Genomic DNA, 16,202 nt, shown 5'->3' with positions numbered 1-16,202 from the left:
CTTCACGCCGCAGCCCCTTTCAGCGCGCGCAACGCATCTGGCAAACCATTCGCCCAACCGCTGATCGTCCCTGCCCCAAGGCAAACGACCATATCACCAGGGCGCGCTTGTTCTGCGACCAAACGGGCAAGGTCTTCGGCGCCATCAACGCGGCGGGCGTGGCGGTGACCATGCTGGATCAGGCCAGCAACCAGCGCATCACGATCTGCGCCCTCGATAGGCTCTTCACCGGCGGAATAAACATCAGCAATGCCGACGACGTCACAGTCATTAAAGCAGGAACAGAACTCATCAAAATGATGGCTCAGGCGGGAATAACGGTGTGGCTGGTGAACAGCGATAATCCGCCCTTCGGTCGCTTGGCGTGCGGCCTTTAGAACCGCGGCGATCTCAACAGGGTGGTGGCCATAGTCATCAATGATGGTCACACCGTCCACTTCGCCAACTTTGGTAAAGCGGCGATTAACACCACCAAAGCTCTTGAGTGCGTCGCGGATTTCTTCGCCCTTCATGCCAAGATGACGGGCAACGGCAATCGCCGACAGGGCGTTTGATACGTTATGATCCCCCGGCATCGGCAGTTCGCAATCCTTGATTACGATGTCTTCGTTTTGCAGATGGACATCAAAATGCGCCACGCCTGCCTTATAGTGCAGGCCAACAACACGCACATCGGCCTGCGCATTAAATCCATAGGTAATCACGCGGCGATCGGTAATTTTACCGACAAGGCTTTGCACTTCGGGGTGGTCGGTGCAGCAAACGGCAACGCCGTAAAACGGGATGTTCGAGGTGAAATCCAAAAAGCCCTGACGCAGGTTTTCGATCGTGCCCCAATGCTCCATATGCTCGGGATCGATGTTGGTGACGATCGCGATGGTGGCTGGCAGGCGGTTAAACGTGCCGTCGCTTTCATCGGCCTCGACAACCATCCACTCGCCCTCGCCCTTGCGCGCGTTTGAGCCATAGGCGTGGATGATGCCACCATTCACAACAGTAGGGTCAAAGCCCCCCCCATCCAGCAGCGCGGCAACCATCGTTGTGGTTGTTGTTTTCCCATGTGTACCGGCAATTGCGATATTGGATTTCAGGCGCATCAACTCGGCCAGCATTTCTGCGCGGCGTACAACAGGCAGGCCCATGGCGCGCGCGGCGTCTAGCTCTGGGTTGCCTGGTTTGATCGCGGAGGAAATCACCACCACTTGGGCGTTTTCTACGTTTTCTGCCCTTTGGCCTTCAAAAATCTTGGCACCTAATTCGGCAAGGCGGTTGGTAATCGGCGTAGATTTCAGATCAGAACCCTGAACCTGATAGCCGTGGTTCAGCAACACTTCGGCAATGCCCGACATGCCGATCCCACCGATGCCAACAAAATGGATTGCGCCTACGTCTCCGGGCAGTTTGGTTGCGGCGTTCATTGGGTAGGCTCCTTAGCGGTGAGGTTCTGTACCATATCGGCAAGCGTTTCCGCAGCCTCCGGTTTTCCCAATGACAGGGCACGATTGGCCATTGTCTGGGCGGCGGCGCCGTTGGACAGGATCATTTGAATATGTTCAGTGAGGATTTCTTGGCTCGCCGCGTTTTCGCGGATCAATATCGCGGCCTCGGCATCAACCAGCCCCTGCGCATTGGCGACCTGATGGTCCCCTGCGGCAGCGGCAAACGGGATAAGGATCGACGGGCGCCCAATCACCGTGAGGTCAGCAATAGAGGAAGCCCCAGAGCGGCTGATAACCAGCTGCGCCTCGGACATGCGGCGCGGAACATCGTGGAAAAAGGGCTGCACGTCAGCGTTAATGCCGTTTTCGGCGTAATATTCGGAAACGCGGGGGCCATCTTCTTCGCGGGCCTGATGGCTAATGCGCACATTGCGCAGCATATCCATCGGCAGGGCAGCAATCGCGGGCGGGATGACATCGCTCAGGATACGCGCCCCTTGCGAGCCGCCCATCACCAACAGCTCCATCGGGTAATCACCCGGCGCGATATACCCCGCGCCAGCCCGCTCTAACACAGAGGCACGAACAGGGTTGCCAACGTGAACACCGTCGATCCCGTCAGGCAACGTCGTCGGCCAAGTCCCGCAGGCAACCACATCCACCCGCTTGGCAAACAGCTCATTCACGCGACCAAGGACACCGTTTTGCTCGTGGATCATGCGCGGCAAACGCAACATCCAAGACGCGCCAAGCGCGGGGATCGAAGGGTACCCGCCAAAACCGACAACAACTGATGGCTTGTCGCGCAGCATGCCAAAAGCAGATCCTAGCGTCCCTGCCAAAATCCGAAAGGGCACCATCGCCTTTGCCAAAAGCCCACCGCGCGCAAAAGTGGCGCTGGAAATCTGTTCGATCTCGACAGCCTCAGGAAAACCACCCGTATAGCGGGCGCCACGGGCATCTGTGCTTAGCTTTACCCGCCAGCCCCGTGCCAGCATCACTTCGGCCAGTGCTTGGGCGGGAAACATGTGCCCCCCTGTGCCACCAGCGGCAATAACCAATAGAGGGGGTTTGCTCATGATCGACCTCTCGCTAATAGCGCACTAATTTCACCCTGCGGACGCGTGCGGGTAAATGCCAAAAGCATGCCCAGTGCGATCCCAGATGCAATAACGGAAGAGCCACCGTAGCTGACGAAAGGCAAGGTCATGCCCTTGGCTGGCAGCAGACGCACCGCAACGCCCATGTTGATCATCGCCTGAACACCAAACATGCAAGCAAGCCCCGTTCCCGCCAGACGGATAAAGGGGTCACGCTCGCGCACCAAACGCAGCAGGGAACGCACGACGACAGACGCATACAGCGCGATGATGCAAAGCACCAAAACCAGACCGTATTCCTCGGCAGCAACCGCGATGATAAAATCCGTATGCGCATCGGGAAGCGACCATTTCACCTCGCCCTCACCAACACCGACGCCAAACAACCCACCCTCGCGGATCGCGTTCGTCGCATAGCCCAACTGGGTCGTCGGATCGACGTCCACGCTTAGGAACCCATCAATGCGGCGGGCAAAGTGTTCCGAGCTTGAATAAGCGACTGTGCCAGCCAGCCCGACCATTACCGCCATACCAACCAGCAAAATCATCGGCGCACCCGCGACGAAATACATAACCCCCCAACCGAACAGCACCAGACAGGCCTGCCCAAAGTCAGGCTGAAGCGCCAACATCAAAACAATTGTGATACACAGACCAAAGGACCACGCCTTGCCTGGAGGGCCGTTGATTTCGAGGCTAGCGGCCATCATCCATGCCGCAACAACAACAAAACCTGGCTTTAGAAACTCGGAAGGTTGCACCGATGCAAACCCTAGGCTGTACCAGCGCGTCGCCCCTTTGCCAAAGTCGGTGCCGAAAACAGGCAACATCGCCAGCGCGATAAAAGCCCCAACAAAACCGATAACAGCCAAACGGCGCACCATCGTCGGGGACATCATCGACGTCAGCATCATCACAATCATGCCCAAACCGCCAAAAAACGCCTGACGTTGCACATAATGAAACGGTTCAAACCCGTTCTTTTCCGCCAAAGGAGGGGACGCCGCCAGACCCAGCAACATACCGACGCCAAAGAGCATCAAAATACAGGACAACGCCCATTTATCGAGCGTTCTCCACCACTTGGGTAGGATTGGTTCGCCATCCCGAACGGGAACTGCGCCATAAACCATTTCTGTCATGGGTACGTGCCTTACACTGCCTGTCATGCCCCCTTTTCGGAGGTCTAGATTTAAGCATAACGGGAAAAATCGGTCGCGGCTAGCGTTTTTGCACGGTTTTATGGGGTGTTTGCGCTGTCCTTTCGGTTATTCCCCCTCGCTTGTCGCCGACAATCGGCGATATCGCCAGCGCTTGACCACCGCCCCCGCATAAGGCACCCCTCGCCCATGGAATTTGATACAGCAATTATTGGCGCAGGTGCCGCAGGCATGATGTGTGCCGCCCATTTAGAGGGGCGCACCCTGCTGGTGGATCACGCAAAAGTAGCGGGCGAGAAAATTCGCATCTCTGGCGGCGGGCGCTGTAACTTTACCAATCTTTATACCGATCCAAACGCATTCATCTGCGCCAACCCGCATTTTGTTAAATCGGCCCTCGCCCGTTATACGCAATGGGATTTCATTGATCTGGTTCAGCAACACGGGATCGCGTGGCATGAAAAAACGCTAGGCCAGCTATTCTGCGACAACAGCGCCAAAGATATCATCGCCATGCTGAACCAGCTGATTGATGCGCGCACCGTCGAGCGCCGCCTGAAAAGCAGCATCAGCGATATTAGAAAGCGAGAGGAAGGGTTTTCCTTTACCCTCCACACACCAGAAGCCAAGCTCCAAGTTTCCACGCGCAACCTGATCATCGCGACGGGCGGCAAATCCATCCCAAAGATGGGCGCAACGGGCTTTGCCTATGAGGTGGCAGAGCAATTCGGCCTGCCTGTAACCCAGACACGGCCAGCCTTGGTCCCTTTCACCTTCCCAGACGGGCGGTTCGCCGAGATTTCGGGTGTTGCGGTCCCCTCTCGCATTCACGCTGATGGTCCAACGTTTGAAGAGGCGCTGCTGTTTACCCACCGCGGCCTTTCAGGCCCCGCGATCCTACAGGCTTCGTCCTATTGGCGCGAGGGCGAGACGGTCACCCTCGATATCCTTCCCGCAGATATGTACGAAGCCCTGCGCAACCAGCGCCAACAGGCAGGTCGCAAGAATTTCACCACCGAACTGGCCCGCCACCTGCCCTCGCGCCTAGTTGACCACTTGAGCGGTGTTTTTGACCTAAGCGGCAACCTTGCTGATTGGTCTGACAAACGCCTGAGCGAGCTGATGAACGGGTTAAAACACTGGCAAGTCACCCCAAGCGGGACTGAAGGGTATCGCACCGCCGAAGTCACCCTAGGTGGTGTGGATACCGATGCGCTCGACTCGAAAACCATGGCCAGCAAAAACCACCCGAACCTCTATTTCATTGGCGAAGCTGTGGATGTGACGGGGTGGCTGGGCGGCTATAACTTTCAATGGGCGTGGTCGTCGGCCATGGCCGCGGCCAAGGCCTTGAACGCGGGTTAGGGTTTTAATCCGCGCTCAAATGCTCTTTCACCAAACGCGCAAAATCATCGCCGCGTTTTTCAAAGCTGTCATATTGATCGAAGCTGGCAGCAGCAGGGGCAAGCAGAACCACATCGCCTTCTTCGGCATCTTTGATCGCAGCGGCAACTGCGGCCTGCATTGTGGTGCAGACTTCGGCCTCAACCGATAACTGCATTGCAAATCCTGCGGCTTCGCGACCGATCACATATGCTTTGCGCACTGAGGCGGAGGGTTCTTGCAAGCCGTCTAGGCCGCCTTCCTTCTCTAGCCCGCCACAAATCCAGCGGATATTTTTGAACGCGGCCAGCGCCTTGGCGGCGGAGTCAACATTGGTGGCTTTGCTGTCATTCACAAAACGCACGCCACCCTTTTCGCCAATCGTCTGGCTGCGGTGCGGCAAACCGCCAAAACTGTGAAAGGCTGCTTCGATCACTTTTGGCGCCAACCCAAGCGAGCGGCACGCGCCATAGGCGCTGCAAGCGTTCTGGTGGTTATGCGACCCCGGCAATCCGGCGATATTGCGCAGATCAATTGAGGCGACTTGTTTGCCGTTACGGTATTCGCTCAGGAACCCTTTGCGCGCAAAAACCTGCCATCCTGGCCCTGTGAGCTTGCGCTCGACGCTGACGCGGATCACACGATCATCAACAGCACCTTCGGTGAGCTGCCCAGCAAGAAAAGTGCCTTCCTGCTCGTCCACGCCAATCACAGCGCGATCAGGTCCGCCTTCGGCAAAGAGGCGGCGTTTGGCGGCGAAATAGCCCCCCATCCCCGCATGACGGTCCAGATGATCTGGTGACAGGTTGGTAAATACGGCCACATCGGGCGTTAGGCTACGTGCCAGATCGGTTTGATAGCTCGACAGTTCCAGCACAACCACACCGCCTGAGGGCGCAGGTTCAATATCCAGCACCCCGCGCCCGATGTTACCCGCCAGTTGCGAATTCCGCCCCGCATGTTCCAGAATGTGATGGATCAAGGCCGATGTGGTGGATTTGCCGTTTGATCCCGTCACTGCAACGATGCGCGGCGCGACATCAAATGTGTTCCACTCGGATGTGGCAAAGCTTTGGAAAAACAGACCGATGTCGTTGTCCACGGGCACCCCTGCTGCCAAAGCGGCGGCGACAACGGGATTTGGCGTTGGATATAGATGCGGAATACCCGGGCTAACGATCAGGCGCGCGATGTTATCAAACGCCCCCGCCTTGGTGAGTTCAAGACATTCAAAACCTTCGGCCTCGGCAGCCGCACGCGCCGCTGGATTATCGTCCCAGCACAAGGGCTCTGCACCGCCAGCGGCAAGAGCACGTGCTGCCGAAAGGCCCGAACGCCCCAGCCCTAAAACCGCGACGCGCAGCCCCCCCATGCCCTGAACTGGTATCATCTTGCTGCTCCTATACTCGAGACTTTCAGGCAAGGCCTGTCTTGGTCAATCTGTTCCGTCTTAGCTGTCCGCATTGTTGCGGCTATTGGCAAGCGATAGCAGCAAGGAAACCGCATCATCCGCTTGATTGGCTGGGACAAAGGCGTGGTCGTGATGCGCACCCGCCACCATGTTGCAGGCGATACCCTCTTGCGCCAAAACTGTCGCTACCGCAGCCGTCAGCCCCACTCCATCAAGTGCGGAGTAGACATTCAGGGTGATCCGCTTCAACGGCAAATCACTAAGCATCCCGTGCTGCTCTGCCACGTCCTCTGGAAGGATCAGCGAAAGCCCCTCAGCTTCTTTAAAGCTTGCGATCGCTTTGGGTAGCAAATGGTCAGGACCAACGCAAAAGTGGTAAACGGTAGCGTCCAATATCGGGTCCATCCCCGAGATCATCGCATTGGTTTCCTTTACCGTCCCCGCCATTTAACGAACCTTTAGGGTCGCAAGGCCAATCAGCGCCAAAATCAGCGAGATGATCCAGAAACGGATCACGATCTGCGGCTCGGCCCAGCCTTTTTTCTCATAGTGGTGGTGGATAGGCGCCATCAGGAAGACGCGCTTGCCAGTGCGTTTAAAGTAGAGCACCTGAATGATGACGGACAGCGCCTCGACCACAAACAGGCCGCCAACAACGCCCAGCACCAATTCGTGCTTGGTCGCCACAGCAATCGCGCCCAAGGCGCCGCCCAAGGCCAGCGACCCCGTATCGCCCATAAATACAGCCGCCGGAGGGGCGTTATACCAAAGAAACCCAAGGCCCCCGCCGAAAATACCAGCCGTAAAGACCAAAATCTCACCCGTACCTGGCACATAGTGCACATCCAGATATTCGGTGAAATCCACACGCCCCACCGCATAGGCGATCACGCCCAAAGTACTGGCCGCGATCATCACAGGCATAATCGCAAGGCCGTCCAGACCATCGGTCAGGTTCACCGCATTCGCAGCGCCAACAATAACGATCATGGAAAAGGGCACAAAGAGAAATCCGAGGTTAATCAGCGTGTCCTTGAAGACAGGCAAAGCCAGCTGATTTTGCAACGCTTCTGGGTGATAAGCAGCCGCCCAGAAGCCCGCGATCGCTGCGATCAAAAAGCCAAGCAGCAGACGGACTTTTGAGGAAACACCTGCAACAGTTTGTTTGCTCACTTTTGCATAGTCATCCGCAAAACCAATGGCTGCAAAGCTCATCGTAACAAACAAGATCATCCAAATGAACGCATTATCCAAGCGCGCCCAAAGTAGCGTCGACGTTAGTAGCGCCCCAACAATCAACAACCCGCCCATGGTAGGTGTGCCCGCTTTGGCGAAATGCCCTTCGGGGCCATCGTCGCGAATGGGTTGGCCTTTGCCTTGGGTGCGGCGCAACATGTTGATCAGCGGCTTGCCAAAGAGGAAACCAAAAATCAAAGCCGTAAAAAACGCACCACCTGCACGGAAGGTGATGTAGCGAAAGAGGTTAAAAAAATCACCGCCATCAGACAGTAGGGTTAACCAATACAGCATACATCGTCCTTACTTGTTCTACGGCCACTACCCACATTTGGTAGGCATTTGCCTTTGCTCCCCTTCATAGGGGTGTCACACATCGGTTATCGGATGGCCCATTTTGCGGATGGCGTCAACGACAAGACCCAATTTCATGCTCAAAGAGCCCTTTGCCAGCACAACATCGCCGGCATCAATGCGGTGGCGCAGCCCTTGGCACATTTCCTCAGAGGTTTCGAACCAATCGCCGCGCTGGTGTTCGGGTAGCAAATCGTAGAGCGCGCGCATAAGCGGCCCCACACAATGCACAACATCCAGCGCCTTGGTCGCTTCCAGATGCGCGATTCCAGCATGCAAAGCCACATCATCCGCACCCAGTTCTTTCATATCACCCAGAAAGGCGATCCGCCGCCCCTTGCCGATGCGCCCAACCCCATCAGTGGTCTCAGCACCAGCCAGCACCTCAAGAGAGGCCGCCATCGACGTCGGATTGGCATTATAACTATCGTCAATCAGCGACAGGCGTTCACGGCTTTCTGTCGGGTCCAGCTGGATCACTTCGCGCAACCCGCGCCCCTTGTAGGGCGTCCAGCGGCCCAAGACCGCAATCGCCTGCGCCAGATCAGCGCCAATCGCCTGAACAATCGCCAAGGCCCCCAGCCCGTTCATCGCAAAATGCCGCCCCGGAGTGGCGAGTTTGAACAACAAGGGCTTGTCGTCAAATTCGGCCTGAACAATTGTGGTGTCGCCCTGAATGGTCAGCTCTTTGAGCTTCCAATCAAAGCCGTTTTCGCCAAAGGCAATGCCGTGCAAACGACGATCATGCGTTTTCGAGGCCAAAATGGCCGAGGTTTCCACATCGGCATTATAAACCGCAGGCGCGCCGATCGGCAGGCTGTCAAAGATGCTGGCCTTTTCAAGGGCAATACCAGTGATATCGTCAAACGCCTCAAGGTGCGCTGCCGCAACCGTGGTGATCATGGCCGCGTCAGGCTTTGCCAGCATCGTCAGTGGCAGGATTTCACCGGGGTGGTTCATCCCCATTTCGATAATCGCATATTCGCTGTCCGCTGGCATGCGCGCCAGCGTCAGCGGCACACCCCAATGGTTGTTATAGCTTGCGACAGAGGCATGGGTACGCCCTTGTGCGGATAACATCGCCAACAGCATTTCTTTGGTCGAGGTTTTGCCAACCGATCCCGTGATGCCAATCACCTTGGCTTGCGTGCGCGCACGGGCAGCAGCCCCCAAGGCTTCCAATCCGCTAAGGACATCGTCAACGATTAACAGGGGCGCATCCTCAGCGACCCCTTCAGGCACGCGCGAAACCAATGCGGCCCCTGCCCCTTTTTCCAAGGCGGCGGCAACAAATTCATGACCGTCACGCACATCTTTCAGAGCAACGAATAAATCGCCCTGCTCAATCGTGCGGGTATCAATCGACACGCCATTCACGGCCCAATCACCGCGCAGCTCGCCACCGGTTGCTGCGGCTGCTTCTGCGCCTGTCCACAAGCTCATGTCAGTCTCCCGTCCAAAGCGGCAACAGCAACGCTGGCCTGCTCTACATCATCAAAGGGCAGAACATCATCGCCAATGGTTTGGCCCGTTTCATGCCCTTTGCCCGCGATCAGCAATGCATCCCCCGGCCCCAGCAAATCAACACCGCGCAAAATCGCCTCGGCGCGGTCACCGAATTCGGCAGCACCTGGGCAGCCTTCTAAAACCGCCGCGCGGATTGTTGCTGGATCTTCCGAGCGGGGGTTATCGTCCGTCACCAAAACAACATCCGCGTGTTGTGCAGCGGCTGCGCCCATCAGGGGGCGTTTAGCCGTATCGCGATCACCGCCCGCGCCAACGATCGCCACCAGTCGCCCCATCACATGGGGCCGCATCGCCGCCAGCGCGGTCGCAACGGCATCGGGCGTATGGGCGTAATCAACAAACACCGCAGCCGAGTTATCGCGCGTCGCAGCAAGCTGCATGCGTCCGCGTACCGTTGTAAGGTGGGGGATTGTGTCAAACACTTCTGTAGGCTCTGCACCACAGGCAATAACCAAAGCCGCCGCCAGCAGCACGTTATCCGCCTGAAACCCGCCAATCAGCTCAAGCCGTTTTTGATAGGTCTTACCGCCCCATTCAAACCGCAAATCCTGTCCCGTGGCATCAAAGCGCTGCGCCGTCAGGTGCAAATCGCCCCCGTCACGCCCCACCGTGATCACGCGGCAGCCCCGTGCCTTTGCGATCGCGGCCATATCCACGCCCTTAGGATCGTCAATGTTGATCACCGCCACCCCGTCTTCGGGGAGGACCCGCGCAAACAGACCTGCTTTTGCGTCGAAATAGGCCTCAAAGGTTTCGTGATAATCCAAATGGTCTTGGGTAAAGTTGGTAAACCCAGCCGCTTGCAACACCACACCATCAAGGCGGCGCTGATCCAACCCATGCGAGGAAGCTTCCATCGCGGCGTGGGTAATGCCGTTTTTGGCGGCCTCTGCCAATGTGCGGTGCAGGGTGATCGGCTCGGGCGTGGTGTGGGCCAGCGGCGCAGTCCATGCGCCCTCAACCCCTGTTGTACCCAGATTGACAGCAGCCAAACCCATTTCGATCCAGATTTGACGTACAAAGGTGCTAACGGATGTTTTCCCATTGGTGCCCGTCACCGCAATCATATTTTGCGGCTGCCCCCCAAACCAAAGAGCCGCAGCGCGGGCCAAAGCCTCGCGCGGTTGTTCGGAAATCACCAAAGCAGCGCCCGCAGCGCGAATTTCATCCGCCGCCAGTTCAGCGCCTTCAGCATCTGTCAGAATGGCGGCTGCCCCCTGTTCCAACGCCTTGCCGACAAAACTAGCCCCGTGAACAACCGATCCCGGCATCGCGGCAAACAATGTACCGTCTTTCACGCGGCGGCTGTCTACTTCGAGACTGGAAAGGGTCGGGTTTTCACCCCCTGCGGCCATCAGCCCCAAGGAATTTAAAGTAATGCTCGGAGCGGATGTCATATGGCTGGCCTGTGCGCTTAGTTGCTGCTTGTTAGCGTTATACCAGCGACACCAGAGGGTTCAATGGCCGGACGCATTCCTAGCAAAGGCGCAACGCGGCGGATCATTTCAGCGGCGATTGGCACCGCCGTCCACCCCGCTGTGCGGCGCGGTTTGCCACTGGAGGTTTCAACAGGTTCGTCCAGCGTTACAATCAATACATAGCGGGGGTCATGATAAGGGAACATCGAGGCAAAGGTGGTGATGGTTTTATCTTTGTAATAGCCACCACGCGCCTTTGGTTTATCCGCTGTGCCTGTTTTACCCGCTACAAAATAGCCCGGCACCTCGGCAAAAGAGGCCGTGCCGTTTTTACCGACAACCACATCGCGCAACATGCGTCGTGAGGCAGCAGCCACTTCGGGGCGCATCACACGATCGCCCATCTGCTGGCTGTTTTGCTTTAGCAACGTTGGTTTTACCACGCGCCCACCATTGGCAATCGCCGCATAGCCAGCGGCCAAATGCATCGCCGTGGTCGAAATACCGTGGCCATAAGAAATCGTAACCGCCGATAGGTCTGTATAACGCGACGGTAACAACGGACGCCCACCAGAGGCCTCGACAATCTCGAACGGGGTCCGTTCAAACAGGCCAAGGCTGCGCAGGAATTCCTGCTGGCGCTCTTTCCCGATCATCAAAGCCAAACGGCCTGTGCCACGGTTAGATGATTTTTCAATGATCTGACGCACGCTGATTGTGCCATAGTTATGGTTCGCAAACTCGCCAATCTTGTGGCCACCAACCTTCATCGGCCCTGCGGTATTGATCATCGTGTTCGAATTGACCAGGCCTAGCTCCATCGCCTGCGCGGCGGCGAAGATTTTAAAGGTCGACCCCAGTTCGTAAACACCCTGAACCGAGCGATTGAACAGCGGGCTGTCCGAAGGATCACCCTCAACAGCAGGGCGCGGACGCTTGTTTGGATCAAAGCTGGGCAAGGAGGCAACGCTGACGACTTCGCCCGTATAGGCATCCATCAAGATAGATGTGGCCCCTTTTGCATTCATCAGCTTCATGCCGCCCTCAAGCACGCGCTCAGCTGCGGCTTGCACCGTTAGATCAAGGCTCAGCTCTAGTGGTTTGCCGGCGTTTTCGGGATCACGCAGGTAGTCATCAAAATACTTTTCTACACCCGCGACACCGATGACTTCGGCGGCGCGCACCCCTTCACGGCCAAAGCTGGCGCCGCCCATGATGTGGGCTGCCAACTTACCGTTAGGGTAAAGGCGCATGTCGCGCGGCGCAAACAACAGACCTGGATCACCGATATCATGCACGGCCTGCATCTGCTCGGGGCTGATTTTCTTCTTCACCCACAAGAACTTGCGCTTGCCTGTGAAATCTTTGATCAGGCGCTCTTCTTTTAGATCGGGAAAGATCTTTGCCAGTTTTTCGGCAGCACCTTTTGCATCAATCAGATGTGGCGGCTGCGCATATAGGGCGTGTGTATCAAGGTTTGTTGCCAAGATGCGGCCATTACGGTCAACAATGTCAGCGCGGGTATTTGCAATGATCGATCCGGGCGCATGGGCGCGTGGCTCAACAGGGTCGGATACCGCGAGCAACCCCATCCGCGCACCAACAACAACAAAGGCGCATAAAAAGATCATGCCCAAAACCAGCAAACGCCCTTCGGCGCGGCTGCGATCTTGATCCTGCATCTGTTCGTGACGGATGCGGCGGTTTTGGTGTTCAATCGCGTCAGGGTTTTCGCCCTTGGCACGTGCTTCGAGGATCCGAGCTAGGGGGCGCAGCGGGGTACGGATCATAGCTTGTCCTCCGCGTTCATTGAGGAAACATCAACAGGGTTCGTAATCGGCAGCAGGTCTGGCGCGGGGTATTGCACCTCGTCCACTTGGCCAAATTGATCGGGGTGCAAGGGCAACAGCTGAAGGCGTTCGAAATTCCATTCGGCCAAGTCACGCAAGCGATCAGGGCGGTTCTGAAACGCCCATTCAGCGCGCAACACGGCCAAACGTGCATGTGTTGTGCGGATTTGCACGCGCAGCTTGTCGGTGTCATTCAGAACGGCCTGAGTGGCATAGTTTTCGCGGTATGCCCAAAAGGCCAACCCGATCACACCCAATGCAGTCAAAACGTAAATCACCGATTTCATTGCTTCTTTCCCCTCATCATCGGCATGCCGATGGCTTTTGCCTCAATCGCGCCCGCTGGCGCATCCGTGCGCGTTGCCACGCGCAGTTTTGCGCTGCGGCTGCGCGGATTTTCTTCTAGCTCTTGCGCGTCTGGGCCAATGGCCTTGCGCGATTTGATGACAAACTGCGGCGCTTCCTGCTCAACCTGGGGTGCGAAACGGTTGGCATTGCCCCCCGCCCCTGCACGCGCGGTGAGGAACCGTTTGACCATGCGATCTTCAACCGAGTGGAACGTCACCACAGCCAGCTTACCCCCTGGTTTAAGGGCGCGCTCAGCCGCCATAAGGCCTGCCCACAGCTCTCCGTATTCATCATTTACAGCGATGCGCAGCGCCTGAAAGGTGCGGGTCGCGGGGTGGCTTTGGTTTGGTTTGGCGCGCGGCAGGCAGCTTTCGACCAGCTTTGCCAGCTCAAGCGTGCGGGTAATCGGCGCATCTGAGCGAGCGAGAACAATCTTCTTTGCAATCCTGCGGCTGGCGCGCTCTTCCCCATAGAGGAAGATAATATTGGCCAGCTCTTCTTCTGATGCTTCATTCACCAGATCAGCGGCCGAAGGCCCGTCCTGAGACATCCGCATATCCAGCGGCCCGTCACGCATAAAGGAAAAGCCGCGCTCAGCCAGATCCAACTGCATCGAAGAAACACCCAGATCAAGAACAACACCGTCCAGATCCTGCGCGTATTCGTCCATTTTCGAGAACACGCCGTGCTGCATCACTAGCCGATCACCGTATTCACCCGCCCATGGCTTGGCCATTTCAAAGGCCAGTGGATCACGGTCCACTGCGATTACACGCTCGGCGCCCGCATCCAGAAAGCCGCGCGTATAGCCGCCAGCGCCAAAGGTTCCATCCAGCCAAACGCCCTCAACCGGCGCAACCGCCGACAGAATAGGACGCAAGAGAACTGGAATGTGAGGGGCGTTAGCGTCCGAAGCCATAACCCGTTAAACCTCGACCGGTCCGTCCAAGAACTGCATCGGATCAAAGTCCTCTGGCAACTCGTCCAGCCATGCTTCCTGCTTGGCGCGCTCTTGGGTGTCATAAGTTTCTGGGTGCCAAATCTGGAACGTGTCGCCCATCCCGATAAAGAAGGCTTCCTTTTCCAGATCAATCTTGCCGCGCAATTTTGCGGGAAGAACCAGCCGTCCGGTTTCATCGACAGTCGTTGGAAACGACTGCCCATGAAACAGGGCCTGCAGCATTTTACGTTGCATCGAGCCACGCGGCAGCGCGTCGATCTTGTCGTCCACCTCTTCGATGGCTTTCATTGTGTAGCATTCAAGATAGCTACGGCGGTGATCACCGTAGACGATAACCAACTCGGGGGTTTCGCCGCTTTTCCAGTTCGGGTCAGATGCCTCCAACACACGCCGAAAAGAGGCGGGTATAGATACCCTCCCCTTCGTGTCGACCTTGTTGTGGCTTTCGCCTCTGAACCTTCGGCTCACCTGATGTTCCTTTGCCCGCTCGTTGCGTGACGTCCGTTCTATTTGCGATCAAAGCCCCCTGCCCTGACCCCTGAATGTAAAAAGGGCGGATTGATCTGCTGCCACTGATCAACCCGCCGCTTTATCCCGCTTTGCGGGTATGTCCGACTGCGCGCGCCACCTGGGGGGATGTCTGCTCGCTCGCGCGCCGGATCTCTTGGTCTGATGAAAGCGAGGGCCTGTATGAAACCTGCTAGAGTTTTATTATTATTTGGGGTCGTTAGTTGCCCCGTGTCTCGTTCTCATCCGATGCACTAGGGATGCCATGGGAAATCATGGGCGTCTACATATTTTTTCTAAAATCTGAATAAAATCGGCTCCAAACCCATCATAAATCTATGGGGATGAGCCAAATCCACCAATCCCATAGGAATATGTACTGACAACAAGCAATAGAGCCACTACATATAGACAAATCTTGAATTCGAAATAATTTCCCATAAAATCCCACAAGCGAACGACGAATTCATCAGCAACACACAATGTTCACTCCCTGTTCTCAACAATAGAGCATTAGACACCGCGAATCACCTCACAATCGCAACCATCGCCCCCATTTTCCCATGGGCCAGCTCCCCTCCCGAGCCAGATCGCCCATAATTTCCCATAAGCCTCCCAAAGCGTTCTGTGACCCTTTTTCACAACACATCCCCCCCGTCGTGATTGCGCCGCTTGTTTCAGAGGCCCGTTAGGTTCAAAAAGGACGCCAATCATTTGGATGAAGGTTTCTCGTGAACTCTACCCTTAACCTTTTGCGCCACGCTTTTGGCCTTGTGACCACTCACCCTGCTAAAACGGTGAAGGTAATTGCCCCAGCAATCCTGATGATGGGCGGTGTGGGCCTATTGACAGCGGCGCTCGCGCCCGAGCTTTTGGCCATTAACCCGTCCAAACCGGACCTGACGAGCATTACTTCCGTCAATCTGGCCCTCGTCCTACTCACAACCTTTATTCTGAGCTATGCGTTGATGGCCATTCTCTGGCATCGCCATACGCTTGGCCCCACGCACGCCCCCAGACCGATGTCCGCGCCCCTTATCCTTGGGTACCTGTGGCGCGTCATTGTGCTGGCGATCATTCAACTTGTTGTCGGGCTGGTTCTGGTACTGCCCCTGATTGCCGCAGGGCAAGAAGGAGAGACCGCTGCGAACCCCTCAACATTCTCGATGTTGCTAACGACTTTCCTAACCCAGCTCCTGCTGGTTTGGCTGTCTCTACGGCTGAGCCTCATCCTGCCGGCGGCAGCACTTGGACGTGCGATTACGATGCGCCATAGCTGGCAGCGCACCCAATCTGTTTCGCGGATGCTTTGGGGCGTGGCAGCGGCCCTTGCATTCATCAACACAACATTCGCCGCGCTGATCGCCCTTGTCTCTCCCAGCACGCCTGAACATATGCTGGCGCTGGAATTGCCGATCTACATCATCGAAGGGCTGCTGATCTTTAGCGTTCTGACAACACTATATGCGCGCCAGATCCAACAAGGTGAAACCGGCACGCCATAAAGC

The 16,202-nt window shown here is 56.7% G+C and carries 14 protein-coding genes; 2 read left to right on the top strand and 12 right to left on the bottom strand.

Annotation, left to right across the window (positions count from 1 at the left end):
- Positions 1-2: 2 nt before the first annotated feature.
- From murC to ftsW, 3 genes are read right to left on the bottom strand one after another with little or no spacing between them, the layout of a single operon-like run.
- Entirely contained in the window at positions 3-1,418 is a 1,416-nt protein-coding gene (murC, locus tag Z948_RS0114145; protein WP_025060209.1) for a UDP-N-acetylmuramate--L-alanine ligase, read from the bottom strand.
- Complete coding sequence (locus Z948_RS0114140) at positions 1,415-2,518, bottom strand: UDP-N-acetylglucosamine--N-acetylmuramyl-(pentapeptide) pyrophosphoryl-undecaprenol N-acetylglucosamine transferase (RefSeq protein ID WP_037951913.1); 1,104 nt, start codon at positions 2,516-2,518, stop codon at positions 1,415-1,417. Before Z948_RS0114140 ends, murC begins: the two co-directional genes overlap by 4 nt.
- A complete protein-coding gene (ftsW, locus tag Z948_RS0114135; RefSeq protein WP_025060207.1) occupies positions 2,515-3,681 on the bottom strand; it encodes a putative lipid II flippase FtsW in 1,167 nt (388 codons plus the stop codon). Before ftsW ends, Z948_RS0114140 begins: the two co-directional genes overlap by 4 nt.
- 207 nt (positions 3,682-3,888) lie before the next feature.
- Between ftsW and Z948_RS0114130 the strand changes: the two genes are divergently transcribed.
- The gene (locus tag Z948_RS0114130) at positions 3,889-5,064 is read left to right on the top strand and encodes a BaiN/RdsA family NAD(P)/FAD-dependent oxidoreductase (protein ID WP_025060206.1); all 1,176 of its coding nucleotides are present in this window, start codon (positions 3,889-3,891) and stop codon (positions 5,062-5,064) included.
- Positions 5,065-5,068: 4 nt separating this feature from the next.
- Here the strand turns inward: Z948_RS0114130 and murD are convergent, their stop codons facing one another.
- The 9 genes from murD to mraZ form a co-directional block, all read right to left on the bottom strand.
- Positions 5,069-6,472: a UDP-N-acetylmuramoyl-L-alanine--D-glutamate ligase gene (gene murD, locus Z948_RS0114125; RefSeq protein WP_025060205.1), complete on the bottom strand. Its 1,404-nt coding sequence runs from the start codon at positions 6,470-6,472 to the stop codon at positions 5,069-5,071.
- 60 nt (positions 6,473-6,532) lie between these two features.
- Positions 6,533-6,940: an ACT domain-containing protein gene (locus tag Z948_RS0114120; protein ID WP_025060204.1), complete on the bottom strand. Its 408-nt coding sequence runs from the start codon at positions 6,938-6,940 to the stop codon at positions 6,533-6,535.
- A complete protein-coding gene (mraY, locus tag Z948_RS0114115; protein ID WP_025060203.1) occupies positions 6,941-8,023 on the bottom strand; it encodes a phospho-N-acetylmuramoyl-pentapeptide-transferase in 1,083 nt (360 codons plus the stop codon).
- A 75-nt stretch (positions 8,024-8,098) separates the two neighbouring features.
- On the bottom strand, positions 8,099-9,526 hold the full coding sequence (locus tag Z948_RS0114110; protein WP_025060202.1) for a UDP-N-acetylmuramoyl-tripeptide--D-alanyl-D-alanine ligase: 1,428 nt from the start codon (positions 9,524-9,526) through the stop codon (positions 8,099-8,101).
- Positions 9,523-11,007 (bottom strand): UDP-N-acetylmuramoyl-L-alanyl-D-glutamate--2,6-diaminopimelate ligase, encoded by a 1,485-nt coding sequence (locus Z948_RS0114105; RefSeq protein ID WP_025060201.1) that lies wholly within the window; start codon positions 11,005-11,007, stop codon positions 9,523-9,525. Before Z948_RS0114105 ends, Z948_RS0114110 begins: the two co-directional genes overlap by 4 nt.
- Positions 11,008-11,024: 17 nt before the next feature.
- Positions 11,025-12,818, bottom strand: coding sequence for a peptidoglycan D,D-transpeptidase FtsI family protein (locus tag Z948_RS0114100; RefSeq protein ID WP_025060200.1), 1,794 nt, complete (start codon positions 12,816-12,818; stop codon positions 11,025-11,027).
- Positions 12,815-13,165, bottom strand: coding sequence for a cell division protein FtsL (ftsL, locus tag Z948_RS0114095; RefSeq protein ID WP_025060199.1), 351 nt, complete (start codon positions 13,163-13,165; stop codon positions 12,815-12,817). The genes Z948_RS0114100 and ftsL overlap by 4 nt, the downstream gene beginning before the upstream one ends.
- A complete protein-coding gene (gene rsmH, locus Z948_RS0114090) occupies positions 13,162-14,145 on the bottom strand; it encodes a 16S rRNA (cytosine(1402)-N(4))-methyltransferase RsmH (protein WP_025060198.1) in 984 nt (327 codons plus the stop codon). Before rsmH ends, ftsL begins: the two co-directional genes overlap by 4 nt.
- A 6-nt stretch (positions 14,146-14,151) precedes the next feature.
- Positions 14,152-14,655, bottom strand: a complete 504-nt coding sequence (gene mraZ, locus Z948_RS0114085; protein WP_052033123.1) for a division/cell wall cluster transcriptional repressor MraZ — start codon at positions 14,653-14,655, stop codon at positions 14,152-14,154.
- 770 nt (positions 14,656-15,425) lie between these two features.
- On the opposite strand from mraZ, the gene Z948_RS0114080 reads away from it, so the two are divergent.
- Complete coding sequence (locus Z948_RS0114080; protein WP_025060196.1) at positions 15,426-16,199, top strand: hypothetical protein; 774 nt, start codon at positions 15,426-15,428, stop codon at positions 16,197-16,199.
- The last annotated feature ends 3 nt before the right edge of the window (positions 16,200-16,202 follow it).

Origin of the sequence: Sulfitobacter donghicola DSW-25 = KCTC 12864 = JCM 14565 (assembly GCF_000622405.1) — a bacterium.
GTDB lineage: Bacteria > Pseudomonadota > Alphaproteobacteria > Rhodobacterales > Rhodobacteraceae > Sulfitobacter > Sulfitobacter donghicola.
This window is presented reverse-complemented; position numbering and strand designations above follow the sequence as displayed.

Bases quoted from the DNA above. Each gene is read 5' to 3' on its own strand.
- murC (WP_025060209.1), bottom strand. From the start codon at position 1,418: ATGAACGCCGCAACCAAACTGCCCGGAGACGTAGGCGCAATCCATTTT.
- Z948_RS0114140 (WP_037951913.1), bottom strand. From the start codon at position 2,518: ATGAGCAAACCCCCTCTATTGGTTATTGCCGCTGGTGGCACAGGGGGG.
- ftsW (WP_025060207.1), bottom strand. From the start codon at position 3,681: ATGACAGAAATGGTTTATGGCGCAGTTCCCGTTCGGGATGGCGAACCA.
- Z948_RS0114130 (WP_025060206.1), top strand. From the start codon at position 3,889: ATGGAATTTGATACAGCAATTATTGGCGCAGGTGCCGCAGGCATGATG.
- murD (WP_025060205.1), bottom strand. From the start codon at position 6,472: ATGATACCAGTTCAGGGCATGGGGGGGCTGCGCGTCGCGGTTTTAGGG.
- Z948_RS0114120 (WP_025060204.1), bottom strand. From the start codon at position 6,940: ATGGCGGGGACGGTAAAGGAAACCAATGCGATGATCTCGGGGATGGAC.
- mraY (WP_025060203.1), bottom strand. From the start codon at position 8,023: ATGCTGTATTGGTTAACCCTACTGTCTGATGGCGGTGATTTTTTTAAC.
- Z948_RS0114110 (WP_025060202.1), bottom strand. From the start codon at position 9,526: ATGAGCTTGTGGACAGGCGCAGAAGCAGCCGCAGCAACCGGTGGCGAG.
- Z948_RS0114105 (WP_025060201.1), bottom strand. From the start codon at position 11,007: ATGACATCCGCTCCGAGCATTACTTTAAATTCCTTGGGGCTGATGGCC.
- Z948_RS0114100 (WP_025060200.1), bottom strand. From the start codon at position 12,818: ATGATCCGTACCCCGCTGCGCCCCCTAGCTCGGATCCTCGAAGCACGT.
- ftsL (WP_025060199.1), bottom strand. From the start codon at position 13,165: ATGAAATCGGTGATTTACGTTTTGACTGCATTGGGTGTGATCGGGTTG.
- rsmH (WP_025060198.1), bottom strand. From the start codon at position 14,145: ATGGCTTCGGACGCTAACGCCCCTCACATTCCAGTTCTCTTGCGTCCT.